The organism is Pseudomonas reactans (genome assembly GCF_013387025.1).
GTDB lineage: Bacteria > Pseudomonadota > Gammaproteobacteria > Pseudomonadales > Pseudomonadaceae > Aquipseudomonas > Aquipseudomonas reactans.
In genome coordinates this window covers 156,395-174,097 of the sequence record NZ_JACAQP010000013.1, presented here as the reverse complement: position 1 = coordinate 174,097, position 17,703 = coordinate 156,395, and the positions used below count along the sequence as shown (strand labels likewise).

Here is a 17,703-nt window from a genome sequence, read left to right as displayed (position 1 = left end):
TTCTCACCTAGCAAGACGTGCGACGCGCAGGAAGTCAGTAAGATTTTTTGAAAGTTTTTCAGGCAGGGGGATTTCAGGCGGTGGGAGCAAGCCCCCACCGGGTCATCAATAGATCAGGCTGAGGCCAGCCAGGTCCAGGCGTTGCACCTGGAGTTCCTGGGTAAGTGTGGCAAGGGCGGCGTCGAGCATATCGAGGCGGAACACGCCGCTGACTTCACGCTCGCCGAGGGCCGAGTCGGTCAACACCACGCGCCCGGGACGGTAGCGGTTGAGCTGTTCGATGACAGTGGCCAACGGCTGGCGATCAAAGATCAACACACCGCGCCGCCAGCTGGTGGCGCGCGCAACATCGAGTTGGTCCAAGGGCACGATGCCTTGCTGAGGGCTGTAGCGTACGGCCAGGCCTTCCTGGACCACCCTGTCGGACGGGCCCTTTTTCGGCGTCGCGTTCAGGGACACCTCGACACTGTGTTCCAGCACGCCAACCCACGCCTGACTGTCGTCTTCACGCTCTACCACAAACCGCGTGCCCAGCGCGCGGGTCTGGCCGCCGGCGCTTTGCACCACAAACGGCCGGGTTTCCTCACCGACCATCGGCGCCACGTCAAAAATTGCCGAGCCTTGGAGCAGGCTGATGCGCCGTTGCACACCGTCGTAGTCCAGGCGGATGGCACTGGCGGAATCCAGCTCGACCTTGCTGCCGTCGGCCAGGTGCACGGTGCGCACCTCGCCTTTCGCGGTGATGTAATCGGCTTGCACGCGCAGCAACACGTCCGGCCCGCGCACCCAGCCAACACCGGCCACGATCACGACCAATGCGACGGCGGCCGCGCGTTGCCATGGGCTTCGCCGCCTGGAGCGGCGCACAGGCATCGTTGCCGCTGACGGACGCTGGCGGTGCACGGGCTCGTCCTTGTACACATCGCCCAACGCCGCCCAGGTCTGTTCGGCAAAACGCAAGGCCGCTTCATGGCGGCTGTCGCAGGCGATCCAATGCTGCAGCTCGGCCTGCTCCTGTTCGGTCAGGGCACCGGCGTGCAAGCGCACCGCCCACTCGGCGGCCGCCTCGGTAATGCTGTGCTGTTGCGGACCCTGGCTATTCACGTGTGAATCTCGAATTTTTCGTTATGTAACGCTGTGACGTCTGAGGTGGCGCATTTCGGTAACTCATTCGTCGGATGGCGCCACTTCGCCGTCCTGCAGGCGCTGCATCACGTAGGCCAACGCCTTGGCCAGGTGCTTTTGTACGGAGCTGTCGGAGATGTCCAGGTGCCGGGCGACCTGGGCGTGGGTCATGCCTTCGATGCGGTTGAGACGGAAAATCTGCTGGGTGCGTTCCGGCAATTCCGCCAGTGCCTGCTTCAATGCCTGTCGCTGTTGCTGCGCCATTGCCTGAGCCTCCAACCCGGCCACTTCATCTTCAATCTCGGCCAGCGCCTCATGGGGCACGGAGTCTGTCTTGCGCCGCGCTTCCTGGCGAATATGGTCGATCAGCAGATTGCTCGCCGTTCGATAGAGATAGCCCTGGGAGTTGTCGATGCGCTCGCCGGCCGGCTTTTCGGCCAGGCGCAGGAAACTCTCCTGCACCAGGTCTGCGGCCAACTGCGGGTCCCGTACCTTGCGCGCCAGATACCCGCGCAGGGTATCGGCATGCTTGAGAAACAGGCCCTTGAGATCCACGTCCGACAAACCGACTCCCTGGAATGTAAAGGAAACAGGCGGGCATATTAAGCGTTGTCGAGAATGATTTTCAATTGATATCTAATCTGATCCGCTTGTATGAAAGGTCTGATTAACAGTTCGGTAATCGAACATATCTGCCGCCATCAATTGACCAAATTAACTAACCAGTACATTTTATCTGCACAACTAACAAGAACTGTGGAGATACATCCCATGTCGCCTATCGTGCTGGTGCTCAACGGCCCCAACCTCAACCTGCTCGGCACCCGCGAGCCCGCCACCTACGGCCATGAAACCCTGGCCGATATCGCCGCCCTGTGTGGTCGCAGCGCCGAACAGCTGGGGCTGAGAATCGAATTCCGCCAGACCAACCACGAAGGCGAACTGCTCGACTGGATCCACGGCGCCCGTGCGCGTTGCGCCGGTATCGTGATCAACCCGGCGGCCTGGACCCACACCTCGGTGGCGATTCGTGACGCGCTGGTGGCCAGTGAAGTGCCGGTGATCGAAGTGCACCTCTCCAACGTGCATGCCCGTGAAGCGTTCCGGCACCACTCGTTTGTGTCGCCCATTGCCAAGGCCGTCCTCGCGGGCTTCGGCAGCCACGGCTATCACCTGGCCCTGGAACATTTCAGCCAGTTGCTCAAAGGGTCGGCCCGATGAAACCGCGCATTCTCGCCGGCCTGATCGGCACCGGCATCCAGGCCTCCCGCACGCCCGCCCTGCATGAGCAAGAAGGCGACGCCCAAGGCCTGCGCTACCTGTATCGCCTGATCGACCTTGAGCCACTGCACCTGGACACCAACGCCCTGCCCGACTTGCTGGACGCCGCCGAGTTGATGCACTTCACCGGGCTGAACATTACCTACCCGTGCAAACAGGCAATCCTGCCGTTGCTCGATGAATTGTCCGACGAGGCTCGCGGCATTGGCGCGGTCAACACCGTGGTGTTCAAGGACGGCAAGCGCATCGGCCACAACACCGATTGCCTGGGGTTCGCCGAAGGCTTTCGGCGCAACCTGAAGGATGTGCCACGCCAACGCGTGGTGCAGATGGGCGCCGGTGGCGCGGGCGCGGCGGTGGCGCATGCGCTGCTGGCGGAAGGTGTGGAGCACTTGAGTATTTTTGACGTGGACATCAGCCGCGCCCGCGACCTTGTGGATAACCTTGCGCAGCGTTTCGGCGCCGGTCGGGCCCAAGTTGGCAATCAACTGGAAAATGCCCTGGCCGAGGCCGATGGTTTGGTCAACACCACGCCGATGGGCATGGCCAAGCTGCCGGGCACACCGGTTCCTGCCACCTGGCTACGCGCGGAATTGTGGGTGGCGGAGATCGTGTATTTCCCGCTGGAAACCGAACTGCTGCGCGACGCCCGCGCCTTGGGTTGCCGCACCTTGGATGGCGGCAACATGGCGGTGTTTCAGGCGGTGAAGGCGTTTGAGCTGTTCAGTGGGGAAGTGCCGGATGCGCAGCGCATGCTGGCGCATTTCCAAAGCATGAATACCTAACTGGGTTGGAATGAAAATCCAAATGTGGGAGGGGGCTTGCCCCCGATAGCGGTGGATCAGCCAGCTTATCTGTAGCTGACCCACTGTCATCGGGGGCAAGCCCCCTCCCACATTTTGAATGCATTCCAACCTGAGACTTCAGGCCTGCAGGTAACGCATCACCGAATCACAAATCATGTCCCGATGCCGCTGTTTAACCGCCTCATCCGACAGGTCGATCTGAAAAATCTCACTGAAGGTATGGCGGTTTGACACCCGGTAAAAGCTGAACGAGTTGATCAGCAGGTGCACGTCCAACGGCTCCAGCCCTTCGCGGAACAAGCCCAGCTCGGCACCACGGCGCAAGGTTTCGCCCAGCCCTTCAAGGATCTTGCTGTTCATCGCCTTGATGGTTTCGGTGCGCTTCACGTACTCGGCATTGTGGATATTTTCGATGCTGACGATGCGCACGAAGTCCACGTTCTGATCATGGTGATCAAAGGTGAATTCCACCAGCCGCCGGATCGCCTCGCGCGGCTCCAGCGCGGTGAGGTTCATGCGGGTTTCGGTGTTGCGGATGTCGCCGTAGAGTTTCTCCAGCACCTCGACGTACAACTGCTCCTTGCTGCCGAAGTAGTAATAGATCATGCGCTTGGACGTGTGGATACGCTCGGCGATCGCGTCCACGCGAGCGCCGGAAAGGCCTTGCTGGACAAACTCGACGATGGCTTCCTGGAGTATGTTTTCGCGGGTCTTTTCCGGATTGTTCTTACGACTCTTGCGAGGTGCCTCGGTGGTCATGGTGCGCTCACGGCCAGTGTTATGCAGGCCGTGATTATGGGCCGCGATGCGGCCTGAAAGAAAGCACCTGACCCACCGTTATAAACGCGCCTGACGCACCGCACCGCTGCGCGATTTTGCCATCGCCGCCAGACGCACCGCTACATTGGCCGCGCCGTAGCCGGCATAGCCATTCTTGCGCTGGATGATCTCGAAGAAAAACCGCCCTTCGAACGGCTCGGTGTACACATGAAACAACTCACCGCCCTGGGCGTCGCGGTCGTACAGCACGTTGTAGTACGCCAACTCACTGAGGAACTCATCGTCGAAATCGAACCGCGCTGCCAGGTCGTCGTAGTAGTTGAGCGGGATATCCAGCAGCGGCACACCCGCCTCTTTGGCGCGGCGCACCTCGGCGAAAATATCCGCGCAGTCGAAGGCAATGTGATGCACGCCCGAGCCGCGATAGCTCGACAGTGCGTGGGAAATCGCCGTGTTGCGGTTCTCGGAGATGTTCAGCGGCAGGCGGATCGAACTGCAACGGCTGCGCAGCGCGCGGCTTTTTACCAGACCGTAAGGGTCCGGCAGCACCACTTCGTCGTCGGCTTCGAAATCCAGCAGGCTCTTGTAGAACAGCACCCAACTGTCGAGGCTGTCGGCCGGCAAGGCCATGGCCATGTGGTCGATGCGCAGCAAGCCGCCGCTGGATGACGCGGCAGGTTGCAGGTTGAAGTCGGTGTCGTAGAGGCCGCCTTCACTCTGGTCCACCAGGTAAATCAGGCTGCCATCCGGCGCACGTACCGCCGCCAACTCCAGCTCATTGGGCCCAACCAGGCCGCGATACGGCTGGCCTTTGTACGCCACCGCCCGCTGCAGGGCTTTGGCGCTGTCTTTGACCCGAATCGCCGTGGCGCACAACGACGGTCCATGAGCCTCGAAGAAGTTGTGGGCGAAGGAATAGGGTTCACAGTTGAGGATCAGGTTGATATCACCCTGGCGCAACAGGCTCACGCTCTTGGAGCGGTGCTGCCCGGCCTTGACGAAACCCAGGCGTTCCAGCCAGTGAGTCAGCTTGGCGCCGAGGCTTTCATCCACGGCAAACTCCAGGAACTCGATGCCGTCGTACTCGCTGGCGGCCGGGGTATCGAACAGAATCTCAACAGGCTGCGCTGGCGCTTCTTGCTTCAGGCGCTCGCGGGTTTTCTCTTCCAGGTACAGCAGGGAGCGCAGGCCATCCGCCGCGTTCGCGCGAGTCGGCGCGGCGCGGAAGCCGTCGTTGAAAATCTCCAGGGACAGCGGCCCGGTGTAGCCACTCTTGATGATCGGCGCGAGGAACCCCGCCAGGTCGAATTCGCCTTGGCCGGGGAAGCAGCGGAAATGCCGGCTCCACTCCAGCACGTCCATGGCCAGGATCGGCGCGTCGGCCATTTGCACGAAGAAAATCTTGTCGCCGGGAATCTCGGCAATCGCACTCGGGTCGCCTTTGAGCGACAGGGTGTGAAAGCTGTCGAGCAATACACCGAGGCTGGGGTGATCGACCTGACGCACCAGGTTCCACACCTGCTGCCAGGTGTTCACGTGCTTGCCCCAGGCCAACGCTTCGTAGCCAATACGCAGGCCACGGCGGCCGGCGTGTTCGGCGAGCAGGCTCAGGTCATCCAGCAAAATGCGCTCATCACCCACGCTGTCGGCCGAGGCATTGCTGCACACCAGCACCAGGTCGGTGCCCAGTTCCTGCATCAAATCGAATTTGCGCTCGGCACGTTCCAGGTTGCGCGCCAGGCGGTCGCGGCGGCAGCCTTCAAAGTCGCGAAACGGCTGGAACAAGGTGATGGCAATGCCGAGGTCGGCGCACATTTGCCTAACTTCGCGGGGGCTGCCGTCGTAATACAACAAGTCGTTCTCAAAGACCTCGACGCCATCAAACCCGGCGGCGGCAATGGCTTCGAGCTTTTCCGGCAGGGTTCCGCTCAAGGAAACAGTGGCGATGGAACGTTGCATGGGCGACTCCCGGCAATTGTTGTTTGTGGCAAATTATTCGCCCCTAGCCTACCCGCAGCAATTAAAATGTACGAACCAGTTAGTTTTTGGTGCGATTATCGAACACTATGCCCCTTTGGCGAATTGACGATTTTTTAGCCACTGCGCACCATCGATGACGTAACAGACCCAGAACACACCATAAAAATTTCAAAAAACGGGTACGACCTCATGCCTCTGCAAAACTCCGCCCTGGCCGCGCGCCACGGCACCCCGCACGCCGGCATCGGCGACAAGATCCGCGGCGCCCTCGCCGTGGGCAAAACGCGCTGGGGCATGTTGGCCCTGGTGTTTTTCGCCACCACCCTCAACTACATCGACCGCGCCGCGCTGGGCGTCATGCAGCCCATCCTCGCCAAAGAGATGAGCTGGACGGCGATGGACTACGCCAACATCAACTTCTGGTTCCAGGTCGGCTACGCCATCGGTTTTGTGCTGCAGGGTCGTTTGATCGACCGGGTGGGCGTGAAACGTGTGTTCTTCTGCGCGGTGCTGTTGTGGAGCCTGGCGACCGGCGCCCATGGCCTTGCGACCTCGGCGGTCGGCTTTATGGTGTGTCGCTTTATCCTCGGGCTGACCGAAGCCGCCAACTACCCGGCGTGCGTGAAAACCACGCGTCTGTGGTTCCCGGCTGGCGAGCGCGCCGTGGCCACGGGCATCTTCAACGCCGGCACTAACGTCGGCGCGATGATGACGCCGATGCTGCTGCCATTGATCCTCCACGTGTGGGGCTGGCAGGCGGCGTTCCTGTGCATGGCCTCGCTTGGCGCGATCTGGCTGGTGTTCTGGGGCTTGAAGTACTACAACCCGGAAGACCATCCGACGGTTAAACAATCCGAATTGGACTACGTGCAACAGCAAGTCGAACCGGAACAACCGGGCGTACCGTTCAGCCGGATCCTGCGCATGCGCGGCACCTGGGCCTTCGCCATCGCCTATGCGCTCACCGCGCCGGTATTCTGGTTCTACCTGTATTGGCTGCCGCCGTTCCTGAACCAGCAATACAACCTGGGCATCAACGTGACTCAGATGGGCATTCCGCTGATCATCATCTACCTGACGGCAGATTTCGGCAGCGTGGGTGGGGGGATTCTGTCGTCGTTCCTGATCGGTCGTGGCATGAACTCGATCAAGGCGCGGTTGCTGTCGATGCTGCTGTTTGCCTGCTGCATCGTCGGCGTGATCATGGCGGCCGGCTCCAGCCAACTGTGGGTCGCGGTGTTTGCCATCTCCCTGGCCATCGGCGCGCACCAGGCCTGGACCGCGAACATCTGGAGCCTGGTGATGGACTACACGCCCAAGCACATGATGAGCACGGTGTTCGGTTTCGGCGGCATGTGCGCGGCCATCGGTGGCATGTTCATGACCCAGATCGTCGGCCATATCCTGACGGTGACCAACAACAACTACACCGTGTTGTTCACCCTGATCCCGGCGATGTACTTCATTGCGCTGACGTGGATGTACTTCATGGCGCCGCGCAAGATTCCTACCGTAGACGTCTAACGCTACCTACGCCGCTGCTGCCAGGCAGCGGCCAACCCGCTCATGCAGATCACCCCGATGCCGACCACCGTGGTCACATCGGGGGTATGGTTGAACACCAGCCAGCCCAACAACCCCGCGAACACGATCTGGCAATAGCCGAACGGCGCCAGCAAGGCCGGCGCCGCGAAGCGGAACGCCTGGGTCAGCATCAAGTGCGCCGTCATTCCGCAAGTGCCCAGGGCCAGCATCAATGCGCCGTGCCACAGGGTCGGGATCTGCCAGAAGAACGGCACCATCGCACTCATCACCAAGGTATTGCACAGGCCGGCAAAGAAGTTGCTGGTGGTGGGCGTGTCGTATTGGCTGAGAATGCGCGTGAGCAGTTGGTAGAAGCAGAAGAACAGCGCCGAACACAGCGGCAGCAGTACTGCCGGGGTGAACAATTCGCCACCGGGGTGGATGATGATCAGCACGCCGACAAACCCGCAGATCACCGCCAGCCATTGGCCACGGGTCACGTGTTCACCGAGCAGCGGCACCGAGAGCGCCGTCACCAGGATCGGCGCCAGGAAGTTCACCGCCGTGGCTTCCGCCAGCGGGATGTAATGCAGCGCCGCGGTAAAAAACAGACTGGTGCCCAACAGGCACAACGCCCGCACCACCTGCATCCCGGGTCGCTTGCTGCGCAGCACGCGCAAGCCCGACTGCGGCAGGAAAATCCCGGCCATCAACAAGGTGTGCACCAGGTAACGCGCCCACACCACCATCACGATCGGGTAGAACCCCGCCAGGTATTTGGACAAGGCGTCGTGACTGGAAAACAGAAACGTCGCCAAAACAATCAGCAAAATGCCCTTGAAGGGATGGTTGACGCCGGATAAAGGGGTACTGACGGTCATCGGATTCTCGTGTGTGGCGCGCGGTCGAGCTCAACCCGGTAATCTAGCAGCCGGGTCGGAGCCTGCTCCAAGAGCATAACCAAACACCGTGCGAACAGCGCACTAAATCACCGGTTTCGAGTCCAACGCTGCACGTTGACCGTCCAGTTGTACACTTTTCAACCAAGGCCTTGCTGCTATGAAAAAAATCCTCTTTGCTCTTTCTGCCCTTGCCCTGCTCACCGCCTGCAATCAGGAAACCAAGGAAGCGCCCAAACCCGCGCCGGCTTCCGTACAAGCCACCCTGGTGCCGCAAACCCCGCCCACCGACAAATGGGTCGGCAAATGGATCGGCGTCGAAGGCCTCTACCTGACCATCGCCAAGGACGACAGTATCGGTCGTGGTCACTACCTGCTGACCATGAAATACGGCCTAGATGATGACGACGCCGGCACCTTCAAAGGTGAAGCCAACGAAGATGGCATCGCCTTTACCCGCCCGGACGGCCCCCAGCAGCTGAGCGCCGGCAACGGTGAAGCCACCGGAATGAAATGGTTGGCGGATAAAAAGGATTGCCTGATTGTCGATACCGGCGAAGGTTATTGCCGCGATTAACGGCCATACTCTTTCCCAATCAATGCAGGACCGTTCACCGAGAGGATTGCCCCATGCTATGGAAAAAAGGCCGACGCAGCGACAACGTGGTGGATGCCCGCGATGACAGTGGCGGCGGCGGTGGCGGCATGCGCTTTGGTGGCGGCAAGGGCCTGAGCCTGACGGCCATTGTGCTGATCGTCGGCATCGGTTGGCTGACCGGCCAGGACCCGTTGCAGATCCTCGGCCAGTTGACCGGCCAGATGGAACAGGCGCCGTCGGTGAGCACCCAATCACGCCAGGCGCCGCCGGCCAACGACGAACAAGCGGATTTTGTCCGCGCAGTGCTGGGCGATACCGAAGACACCTGGGCCCAGGTATTCCAGGAAAACGGCTTGGCGTACAAGAACCCGAAACTGATTCTGTTCCGCGGCCGGGTGAATTCCGCCTGCGGGGGGGCCACTTCGGCCAGCGGCCCGTTTTATTGCCCGGCTGACCAGCAGGTGTACCTGGACCTGGATTTCTTCCGGGAAATGTCGCAACGCTTTCAGGCCGCCGGTGACTTTGCCCAGGCTTACGTAATCGCCCACGAAGTCGGGCACCACGTGCAGACGCTGCTGGGTATCTCGTCGAAGATCCAGGCGGCGCGCCAGCAAGGCCGGCAGATGCAAGGCGACGGCGGCCTGCTGGTCCGCCAGGAACTGCAAGCCGACTGCTTCGCCGGGGTGTGGGCCAACCGTGCGCAAAAGCGCCTGAACTGGCTGGAACCCGGCGACATTGAAGAAGCACTGAATGCGGCCAACGCCATCGGCGATGACCGCTTGCAGCAACAGGGTCAAGGGCGCGTGGTGCCGGACTCGTTTACCCACGGCACCTCGGCACAGCGGGTGCGCTGGTTCAAGACCGGCTTCGCCCAGGGCCAGATCACTCAATGCGACACCTTTTCCGCCAAGAGTCTCTAAATGAAAAAACGATGGGGATTACTGCTGGGCTTGCTGGTCACCGGTTCCGCCTTGGCTGCCGGGCATAACGTCAACGAGGCCAATCTCGATCGCTTCCCCCTGAAGGCCGGGGATCTGAGCCTGGGGTTGAGCCAGGATTGGCGCCAGCCACTGCCCAACGTCACCCGTGCGTTGATCATCGTGCATGGGCGCCTGCGCGATGCGCAGACCTATCTGGAAAGCGGCGAGAAAGCGGCCGAGAATGCCGGGCAAGCGGCCAACACCTTGGTGATCGCGCCAAGGTTTCTCATTGAGTCGGATGCGCGGCACGAGCATCTGGACAATCAGCTACTGCGCTGGACCGACAATGGCTGGATGGCCGGCGAGCCGTCCACCGGCCCAGGCCAAATCAGCTCCTACGGCGCCCTCGACCAGATCATCAAGCACCTGGGCAACCGCAAACTGTTCCCTGCGTTGAAAGAAATCGTGGTGGCCGGGCATTCCGGGGGTGGCCAGGTGGTACAGCGGTTTGCCCTCACCAGCCACGACCATCCGAAACTGCAAACCGAAGGCATCCGCCTGCGTTACGTGGTGGCCAACCCGTCCTCCTACGCCTACTTCACCCCGCAGCGCCCGGTGAAATTCGACATTGCCAGTTGTCCTGGTTTCAACGACTGGAAATACGGCCTGCAAAACCTGCCGGCCTACGCCAAAGGCCAGAGCGCCGAACAGCTTGAACAGGCGTATGTGTCACGCAACATCACCTACCTGCTGGGCCAACAGGACATCGACCCAAACCATCACGCGCTGGACAAAGGTTGTGAGGCCGAAACCCAGGGCGCGTATCGCCTGATTCGCGGACACAACTATTTTGACTACCTCAAGCAGCGGCATCCGCAGTTGAGTCATAAGCTGGTGGAAGTGCCGGGGGTGGGGCATAACGGGGATGGGATGTTTACGTCGCCGGAAGGGCAGCGGGTGTTGTTCGTCCAATAACTGACGGAACCGGATAAAACTGTGGGAGCGGGCTTGCTCGCGAATGCGGTGTGTCAGTCACTGAAAATGTTGACTGGCACACCGCATTCGCGAGCAAGCCCGCTCCCACATTTGATCTTCAGAGGCCGATCTAGATCATTCGGCGCAAGGCCAAGCAATCCTCGGCATGCCAATCGGCCAACTCCGGCCAAGGATTCTCCGGCAAATTCACCAACACCGTGCGCGCCCCCGCCGCTCGGCCACAGTCCAAGTCGAAGCGGTAATCACCGACCATCACCATCTCACTCGGCGCCACGTCCCAAGCGGCCGCCAGCTTCAGCAAACCATCCGGGTCGGGCTTGGGTTGCGCATCATCACGCCCCAACACGTCCTTGATGGCAAAGCAGTCCGCCAAGCCGATCGCTTCCAGGGTGACGTGCGCCAACTCGCGCGCATTGCGGGTCAGGATGCCCAGGCGGTAACCACGCCCGGCCAACTCGCGCACCAGCTCAACCGCGCCTTCTGCCGCAACTGAACCCAGCGCCAACTCGCGCTCATGCTCCAGCAACCAGGCATGCTTGGCCGCCGCGACATCCGCCGGCAACGCCGCCAGGTGCGTGAGGATGTCGTCCTCGGGCGGAATCTCCAGGGCCACGCGAATAGCCGCGAAGTCATGCACGGCCACCGTGAGGGTGCCGTCCATGTCGAACACCCAGTGTTTTACCTCCGACAGGCTCATGCCCAATCCTTGCGATGGCGGATCAGGCCTTCCTGGGTCACCGAGGCCACCAGTTGCCCGGCGCGGTTGTACACGCTGCCACGGGAGAAACCCCGGGAATTACCGGCCCATGGGCTGTCCATGGCGTACAGCAACCAGTCGTCGGCACGCAGGTCGGCGTGGAACCACAGCGCGTGGTCGAGGCTGGCGACTTGCATGTCTTTCTGCCAGACCGTCTTGCCATGGGGCAGCAAGGAGGTGGTCAGCAGGCCGAAGTCCGAGGCGTAGGCCAGCAGGTATTTATGCAGCGCCGGCGAGTCGGCCAGGGCGCCATCGGCACGGAACCACACGTACTTGACCGGGTCGGACGGCTGCGGGTTGAACGGGTCTTTTTCGGTGACCGGGCGCACTTCGATGGGCTTGGGGCACAGCAGCTTGTCGCGCATGTGCTCGGGGATCAGGTGTGCGCGTTGCTGGGTCAGTTCCAGCTCCGACGGCAGGTTTTCCGGGCCCACGACCACGGGCATGGTGGTCTGGTGGTCGAAGCCTTGTTCGTCGTACTGGAACGAGGTGGTGCAGGTGAAGATCGGGTGGCCCTTCTGGATCGCGGTCACGCGGCGCGTGCTGAAACTGCCGCCATCGCGCACACGGTCCACCGAATACACCACCGGCAACTTAGCGTCACCAGGGCGCAGGAAGTAACCGTGCAGGGAATGCACATGCCGCGCTTCTTCTACGGTCTGGCTCGCAGCCGACAGCGACTGGCCGAGCACCTGGCCGCCGAACAGTTGGCGAAAACCCAGGTCCTGGCTGCGGCCGCGAAAGAGGTTTTCCTCGATCGGCTCCAGGGTCAGCAAGTCCACCAGATCTTCCAATACTTGGCTCATAGAGCAACTCCTAAAATCTACGGGGCATTCCGGGCTGCCTATCCGTGCAGCGTGTCCAACCATTGGGCGCGGGTGATGCGGTACAAAACATGAGGGCGCAGCGGGTCATCGGCTGCGACCTTGGGGTGTTCAAAATCTGCCTGGGGATCGTAATGCATACCGATGGCCTGCATGACTTTTTGTGAGGGCAGATTAGCTTGCGTGGTGAAGGCGACGATTTCGTCCAGATTCAAACGATCAAACCCACAGCGCAACGCGGTCCACGCGGCCTCGCTGGCATAGCCCAGGCCCCAGTGTTCGCGGGCCAGGCGCCAGCCGATTTCCACCGCCGGGGTAAAGTCGGCCTCGAAGCTGACATTCAGCAACCCGGTGAGGCCGATGAATTCCCCGGTGTCCTTGCGCTGCAACGCCCACAGGCCAAAGCCATACTCGGCGAAGTGCCCACGAATGCGGCCGATCAACGCGGCGCTTTCCAGGTGGCTCAGCTTGGCCGGGAAATAACGCATCACCTGCGGGTCGGCGCACATGCGCGCGAACTCCGCCAGGTCGCTGTCGCGCCATTGGCGTAGCACCAGGCGTGCGCTTTCCAATTCCAGTATCGGCTCCATGGGTCCCCTCCCTTGCCATGTGCGTGAGTGTACAACGCGGGTAAGATGCGTCGCAGGTTCCCGTCAGAAAATCCCATGCCTTTGCCATTGATCTACCACGATGACTACAGCCCCGAGTTCCCGGCGGACCACCGGTTCCCCATGGACAAGTTCCGCCTGTTGCGCGACCACCTGGTGGACAGCGGCCTGACCGAGGACAGCCAACTGCTGCGCCCACAACTGTGCCCACCGGAGATTCTGGCCCTGGCCCATGACGCTGGGTATATCGAGCGCTACATGGGCGGCGAATTGTCCCGCGAAGACCAGCGTCGCCTCGGCCTGCCCTGGAACGAAGCCCTGGCCCGACGTACCGTTCGGGCGGTGGGCGGCTCGATTCTCGCGGCGGAACAAGCCCTGGAGCACGGCCTGGCCTGCCACCTGGCGGGCGGCACCCACCACGCTCACTACGATTACCCGGCGGGTTTCTGCATCTTCAATGACCTGGCGGTGATCAGCCATTACCTGCTGGCCAGCGGCCGGGTCAATCGCGTGCTGATCTTCGATTGCGACGTACATCAGGGCGATGGCACCGCGCGTATCCTCCACGACACGCCAGACGCCATCACCGTGTCGCTGCACTGCGAAAAGAACTTCCCCGCGCGCAAAGCCCAGAGCGACTGGGACATCCCGTTGCCCATGGGCATGGGCGATGCCGACTACCTCAAGGTGGTGGACGATGCGCTCAACTACCTGTTGCCGCTCTACCAACCCGACCTAGTGCTGTACGACGCCGGCGTCGATGTGCACAAGGACGACGCCCTCGGCTACCTCAAGCTGACAGACCAAGGCGTCGCCGCCCGTGATGAGAGCGTGATGCGCCACTGCCTGGGCCGCGACATCCCGGTCATGGGCGTGATCGGCGGCGGCTACAGCAAGGACCGCCCCGCCCTCGCCCGCCGCCACGGCATCCTGCACCACAGTGCGCAACGGGTGTGGACGTCATCAGGTTGTCATTGAACTGTGGGCGTTACCCACAATCCCTGTGGAACCACCTGTGGATAACTTGAGCGTAAGGGCCTGAAAGCCAGTAGCCGTATGGCCTGTAAGAAACTGTACGTTTTTTGACCAGATACTTTTCCACAGCCGTGAAACGTTGTGGAACTTGGCGTCCGCCGCCGTTTTGCAACAAAACTGCCGCACGCCGTCGTCAACCTGAAGGCCTCTCCCGCTTTCAGAGTACCCCGCGATGGCAACTTACAAGATCGGCAGCAGTGCGACGCCCGGCAATGACGACGCCCTGAAGAAAGTCGCCGCCACCTTCGACGCCGCGATGTCCCGCGCTGTGTCCGGCTTCAAGGAAGCCGCCCACCCCGGTAATTTCAAAGTCCTGGCGGTGACCGACAACACCAAGGACAAGAAAATCGCTGACGTCAAAGCCACCGGCGACCAAGAGGCGATCAAGCGCCTCAACGACCCGAACCTGGCCGACATCAGCAACACCGGCGTGCCGCTGGCCAACATCGCCAGCATCACCAAGATTTCCGACAACGTCCTGGAGCTGAAAACCCGCGACGGCAAGGACATCATCATTATCAAGCAGATGACCCCCTATCTGTTCGACGGCATGGCCGGCAAGGTCGACGCCGTGGACGCGCTGAACAAAAGCAAGGCCGACGGCTACCGCATCGCCCAGGCCGGCGACACCGCGCCGGGCCTGGACACCTACAAAGGCATCGGCCCGGCCGATGAAGTGGGCCCGGGGATGATTCGTTACGAAACCCTGTCAGGCGACAAGGTCGTCGTCAGTAAGGAAACCAACAGCGACCTGTATGAAAAGGTTAAGTCCGATGGCGAGACCTGGGGTCTGATCAACGACAGCAAAAAAGACGGTTATCGCCTGGCAAGCGCCGATGAGGCCGGCAGCGTGAGCCTGGTGGGCAAGCCGGAAGAACTCGGCCACGGGTTGATCCGCTACGAAACCGCCTCCGGCGAAAAAATCATCGTGTCCCAGGCCATCAGCCCAAACCTGTATGCCTCGGTGGTCAAGGAGTCCAACGGCATCTTTGGCGTCGACGGCGCCGTGGACACCAACTGGATCGACAACTCCAAGTACGCCAGCGCCAAGGACTGGGACAAGATCGTCGGCAACACCAGCGGCACGCCGACCCAGGAAGAGCGTGATCTCGACCGCCCACGCGCCGCCTCGAAAATGCTCAGCGACAACTGGGACAAATGGGGCCTGCACGACCGCCCCATCGACTTCTCCAACCCGCCCGCCGACCTGCCGCCCGAAGCCCAGGCCTGCCTCAAGTACCTGGCCGGCAGCCCGAGCCTGATGAACGCCCTCGACAGTGGCGGCCTGGGCAAAAGCGATGGGGTGATTACCCACGCCGATGTGGATAAGTTCATCAGCCAATCGAACAAAGATCTGTCAGCCGCTTCGAAATCCTACAGCACCTTCCTCAGCAAGAACCCCGACGCCACGGGTTTGGCCAAGGAAAACGCCAAGTCCGCCGCCATCGTCATGGCCAATATTTCCCTGGTGAGCAGCGCCGGCCCGGAAATGCAGGGGCCCAACCAGCGTGCCAACAACGGCAGCCTGAACACCGCCAACCTCAAGGCGATCAAGGATGACTCGGGCCTGAGCCCCGAGCTGACCGGCTCCGCAGGCTATTGGTCCACCCCCGGCATGCTGCGCACCCTCGACATGGCCGGCGACCTGCCCGCCACCGCCAAGGCCGACGGCATCACCCAACAGAAAAACCTTGGCGCCTGGCTGGAAAACCAGGCGCCCAAGGACGACCACGGCGTGTTGATGATGCTCAGCAACGCCGCGGTGCGCAGCTCGGTGGCCGACGTCGACACCTCCAAACTGACCAAGGATGTGCTCGAACACCCGGAGAACTACGACGGCAAGACCAAAGCCGCCGTGATGATGGAAATCAGCGACGCCCGTGCGCGCATGGCCGCCAGCGACAAAGTGGGCGACGGCGACCTGTATGCGGGGATTACGGCGGACACCGAATACCACCTCAACCCGACCAAGTCCAAGGTCACCGACCAGCTCGACGCCGCCATCGGCAAGTTGTCCAGTGACCCGGATGTGAAGACCTTCCTCTCGCAAAACCAAGCGTCCGGCATGCGCGATATCGTCAACAGCGACCCGGCGATCAAGCATGAACTGCAGGCCTATCAGGACGGCCAGATCAACAGCGGCAACGTGCTCAACACCGCCCTGAACACCAAAGGGGCCGACGGCAAACCGCTGTCGTTGATGGACGCCATGAGCCTGGCCGGCACAGACGCCACCCTCACCGACCTGGCCCTGGGTGGCGACGGCCATGTGGACCTCAGTGTCATCGCGCAAAAGTCCGGTAAATCCGGGGACATCGAGCAGTTCTTCAAGGACCACATCCTCAACGGCAAGGACCTGGAAGACGCCCTCGCCCAGCCGAATGCCGACCCGATGACCGCCATCGGCCAGTACGCCGCCCACGCCGAGTTGGTCAAGGAGTTCCTCGGCGACAAGGTCTCGGCCCAGGACGCGTCGACCGTGCAGCAATACGTCAACCAGGCGGTGTCCGACTCGCTGGTCAACGGCGCCAACGACGACGTGCTCAAGGGCGCATTCGGCGATGCCAATGGCAACTTCGACGAGGCCAAGACCACGGCCATCATCGAGAAAGCCATGGCCGACGACCCGGACATGTTCAAGGACGCCAGCGGTGCGCAAATCAAGCCGCAGGACGTGATCTCGTTGATCCGTTCGATGTGGGACGTGAACCGTCAGGGCCAGAAAATCAGCGACGTACTGCCCAAGGCCGTCGACGGGCTCAAGCTCAACGTCAGCGACTCCTATAAACAGGGCCTGCTGCACATCGGCAGCGCCCTGCTGGCCGGCGGCGTGCTGGCGGCGCGTTCAGCCACGGGCGGCAACAGCCCGGCGGACAACGCCGGGCGCGTGGCGGCGGGCATGCAGTTTGCCGGCCTGATCACCGAAGGCGGCACCAAATATGCCAAGGAAGCCGGCTACGGCATGACCTGGAAACCCACCCCGATCGACCCGAACAAACCCCAAGGCATCGGCGATTTCCCCACCGGCAAAATGGTGCAGAACACCGACGGCCTCAACCGCCTGGGCAACCTGGGCAAGATCGTCGGAGGCAGCGGCAGCTTCATCGGCGGTGTGTTCGGCCTGATCAGCGGGGTCAACAGCGCGTTTGCCGGGGATAAACTCAACGCCGGTTTCTCCCTCACCAGCGGCGCCCTGGGCACCGGCGCGGCAGTCGCCTCGATCATCGAAGGCGGCGCGGGCCTGTTCGGCATTGCCGATGCGGCGGCCATCGCGGGGACCTTCGCCGGCGTACTGGGTTGGGCCACCGCCGGTCTGGGCATCGTGACCAGCTTTGTGTTCCCGATCATCGAGGTGGTAAAGCGGGAAAAACAACAGGACGCGTTCTTTGGCAACTTGGTGCCAACCCTGGATAAATATGGCCTGACGGGCGGCCCGATCACCGACGCCGACCGCAAGGATGAATACCCGCCCTACGCCAACACCGGTTTTGCCTAAAGCCCGGTCAGCTTGTTGTGGTGAGCGGGCTTCCTGTGGCGAGCGGGCTTGCCCCGCGTTGGGCTGCGCAGCAG

At 61.8% G+C, this 17,703-nt stretch carries 16 protein-coding genes; 8 read left to right on the top strand and 8 right to left on the bottom strand.

Translation table 11 applies throughout. From position 1 onward, the window contains the following. Positions 1–105: 105 nt before the first annotated feature. Together HX793_RS15955 and HX793_RS15950 are read right to left on the bottom strand one after the other, a co-directional pair. Complete coding sequence (locus tag HX793_RS15955; protein WP_177095265.1) at positions 106–1,104, bottom strand: FecR family protein; 999 nt, start codon at positions 1,102–1,104, stop codon at positions 106–108. A gap of 63 nt (positions 1,105–1,167) precedes the next feature. Beyond that, on the bottom strand, positions 1,168–1,689 hold the full coding sequence (locus tag HX793_RS15950; RefSeq protein ID WP_028618031.1) for an RNA polymerase sigma factor: 522 nt from the start codon (positions 1,687–1,689) through the stop codon (positions 1,168–1,170). A 207-nt stretch (positions 1,690–1,896) separates the two neighbouring features. Here HX793_RS15950 and aroQ point away from each other — a divergent pair, with 207 nt between their 5' ends. Both aroQ and HX793_RS15940 read left to right on the top strand, forming a co-directional pair. After that, positions 1,897–2,346, top strand: coding sequence for a type II 3-dehydroquinate dehydratase (gene aroQ, locus HX793_RS15945; RefSeq protein ID WP_016976746.1), 450 nt, complete (start codon positions 1,897–1,899; stop codon positions 2,344–2,346). Next, positions 2,343–3,191, top strand: a complete 849-nt coding sequence (locus tag HX793_RS15940) for a shikimate dehydrogenase (protein ID WP_177095267.1) — start codon at positions 2,343–2,345, stop codon at positions 3,189–3,191. Before aroQ ends, HX793_RS15940 begins: the two co-directional genes overlap by 4 nt. A 138-nt stretch (positions 3,192–3,329) precedes the next feature. On the opposite strand, the gene HX793_RS15935 is transcribed toward HX793_RS15940, so the two are convergent. Together HX793_RS15935 and quiC are read right to left on the bottom strand one after the other, a co-directional pair. Continuing rightward, entirely contained in the window at positions 3,330–3,971 is a 642-nt protein-coding gene (locus tag HX793_RS15935) for a TetR/AcrR family transcriptional regulator (protein WP_177095269.1), read from the bottom strand. A gap of 78 nt (positions 3,972–4,049) precedes the next feature. Continuing rightward, positions 4,050–5,951, bottom strand: a complete 1,902-nt coding sequence (gene quiC / locus HX793_RS15930) for a 3-dehydroshikimate dehydratase QuiC (protein WP_177095271.1) — start codon at positions 5,949–5,951, stop codon at positions 4,050–4,052. Positions 5,952–6,161: 210 nt separating this feature from the next. On the opposite strand from quiC, the gene HX793_RS15925 reads away from it, so the two are divergent. After that, positions 6,162–7,496 (top strand): MFS transporter, encoded by a 1,335-nt coding sequence (locus tag HX793_RS15925; protein ID WP_016976741.1) that lies wholly within the window; start codon positions 6,162–6,164, stop codon positions 7,494–7,496. 2 nt (positions 7,497–7,498) lie between these two features. Here the strand turns inward: HX793_RS15925 and HX793_RS15920 are convergent, their stop codons facing one another. Beyond that, on the bottom strand, positions 7,499–8,377 hold the full coding sequence (locus HX793_RS15920) for a DMT family transporter (protein ID WP_016976739.1): 879 nt from the start codon (positions 8,375–8,377) through the stop codon (positions 7,499–7,501). A 178-nt stretch (positions 8,378–8,555) separates the two neighbouring features. Between HX793_RS15920 and HX793_RS15915 the strand changes: the two genes are divergently transcribed. Genes HX793_RS15915 through HX793_RS15905 form a run of 3 tightly spaced genes read left to right on the top strand, consistent with a single transcriptional unit; the run spans position 8,556 to position 10,888 of the window. Next, on the top strand, positions 8,556–8,972 hold the full coding sequence (locus tag HX793_RS15915) for a lipoprotein (protein WP_177004263.1): 417 nt from the start codon (positions 8,556–8,558) through the stop codon (positions 8,970–8,972). Between the two features lie 53 nt (positions 8,973–9,025). Beyond that, complete coding sequence (gene ypfJ, locus HX793_RS15910; RefSeq protein ID WP_177095273.1) at positions 9,026–9,913, top strand: KPN_02809 family neutral zinc metallopeptidase; 888 nt, start codon at positions 9,026–9,028, stop codon at positions 9,911–9,913. Continuing rightward, the gene (locus tag HX793_RS15905) at positions 9,914–10,888 is read left to right on the top strand and encodes an alpha/beta hydrolase (RefSeq protein WP_177095275.1); all 975 of its coding nucleotides are present in this window, start codon (positions 9,914–9,916) and stop codon (positions 10,886–10,888) included. A 130-nt stretch (positions 10,889–11,018) separates the two neighbouring features. On the opposite strand, the gene HX793_RS15900 is transcribed toward HX793_RS15905, so the two are convergent. From HX793_RS15900 to HX793_RS15890, 3 genes are read right to left on the bottom strand one after another with little or no spacing between them, the layout of a single operon-like run. Next, a complete protein-coding gene (locus HX793_RS15900; protein WP_177095277.1) occupies positions 11,019–11,606 on the bottom strand; it encodes an HAD family hydrolase in 588 nt (195 codons plus the stop codon). Next, complete coding sequence (tesB, locus tag HX793_RS15895; protein WP_016976734.1) at positions 11,603–12,472, bottom strand: acyl-CoA thioesterase II; 870 nt, start codon at positions 12,470–12,472, stop codon at positions 11,603–11,605. Before tesB ends, HX793_RS15900 begins: the two co-directional genes overlap by 4 nt. 38 nt (positions 12,473–12,510) lie before the next feature. Continuing rightward, the gene (locus HX793_RS15890) at positions 12,511–13,080 is read right to left on the bottom strand and encodes a GNAT family N-acetyltransferase (RefSeq protein WP_016976733.1); all 570 of its coding nucleotides are present in this window, start codon (positions 13,078–13,080) and stop codon (positions 12,511–12,513) included. A gap of 75 nt (positions 13,081–13,155) precedes the next feature. On the opposite strand from HX793_RS15890, the gene HX793_RS15885 reads away from it, so the two are divergent. Beyond that, positions 13,156–14,076: a histone deacetylase family protein gene (locus HX793_RS15885; RefSeq protein ID WP_016976732.1), complete on the top strand. Its 921-nt coding sequence runs from the start codon at positions 13,156–13,158 to the stop codon at positions 14,074–14,076. Between the two features lie 229 nt (positions 14,077–14,305). Next, positions 14,306–17,629: a type III effector HrpK domain-containing protein gene (locus HX793_RS15880; protein ID WP_177095279.1), complete on the top strand. Its 3,324-nt coding sequence runs from the start codon at positions 14,306–14,308 to the stop codon at positions 17,627–17,629. Positions 17,630–17,703 lie beyond the last annotated feature (74 nt).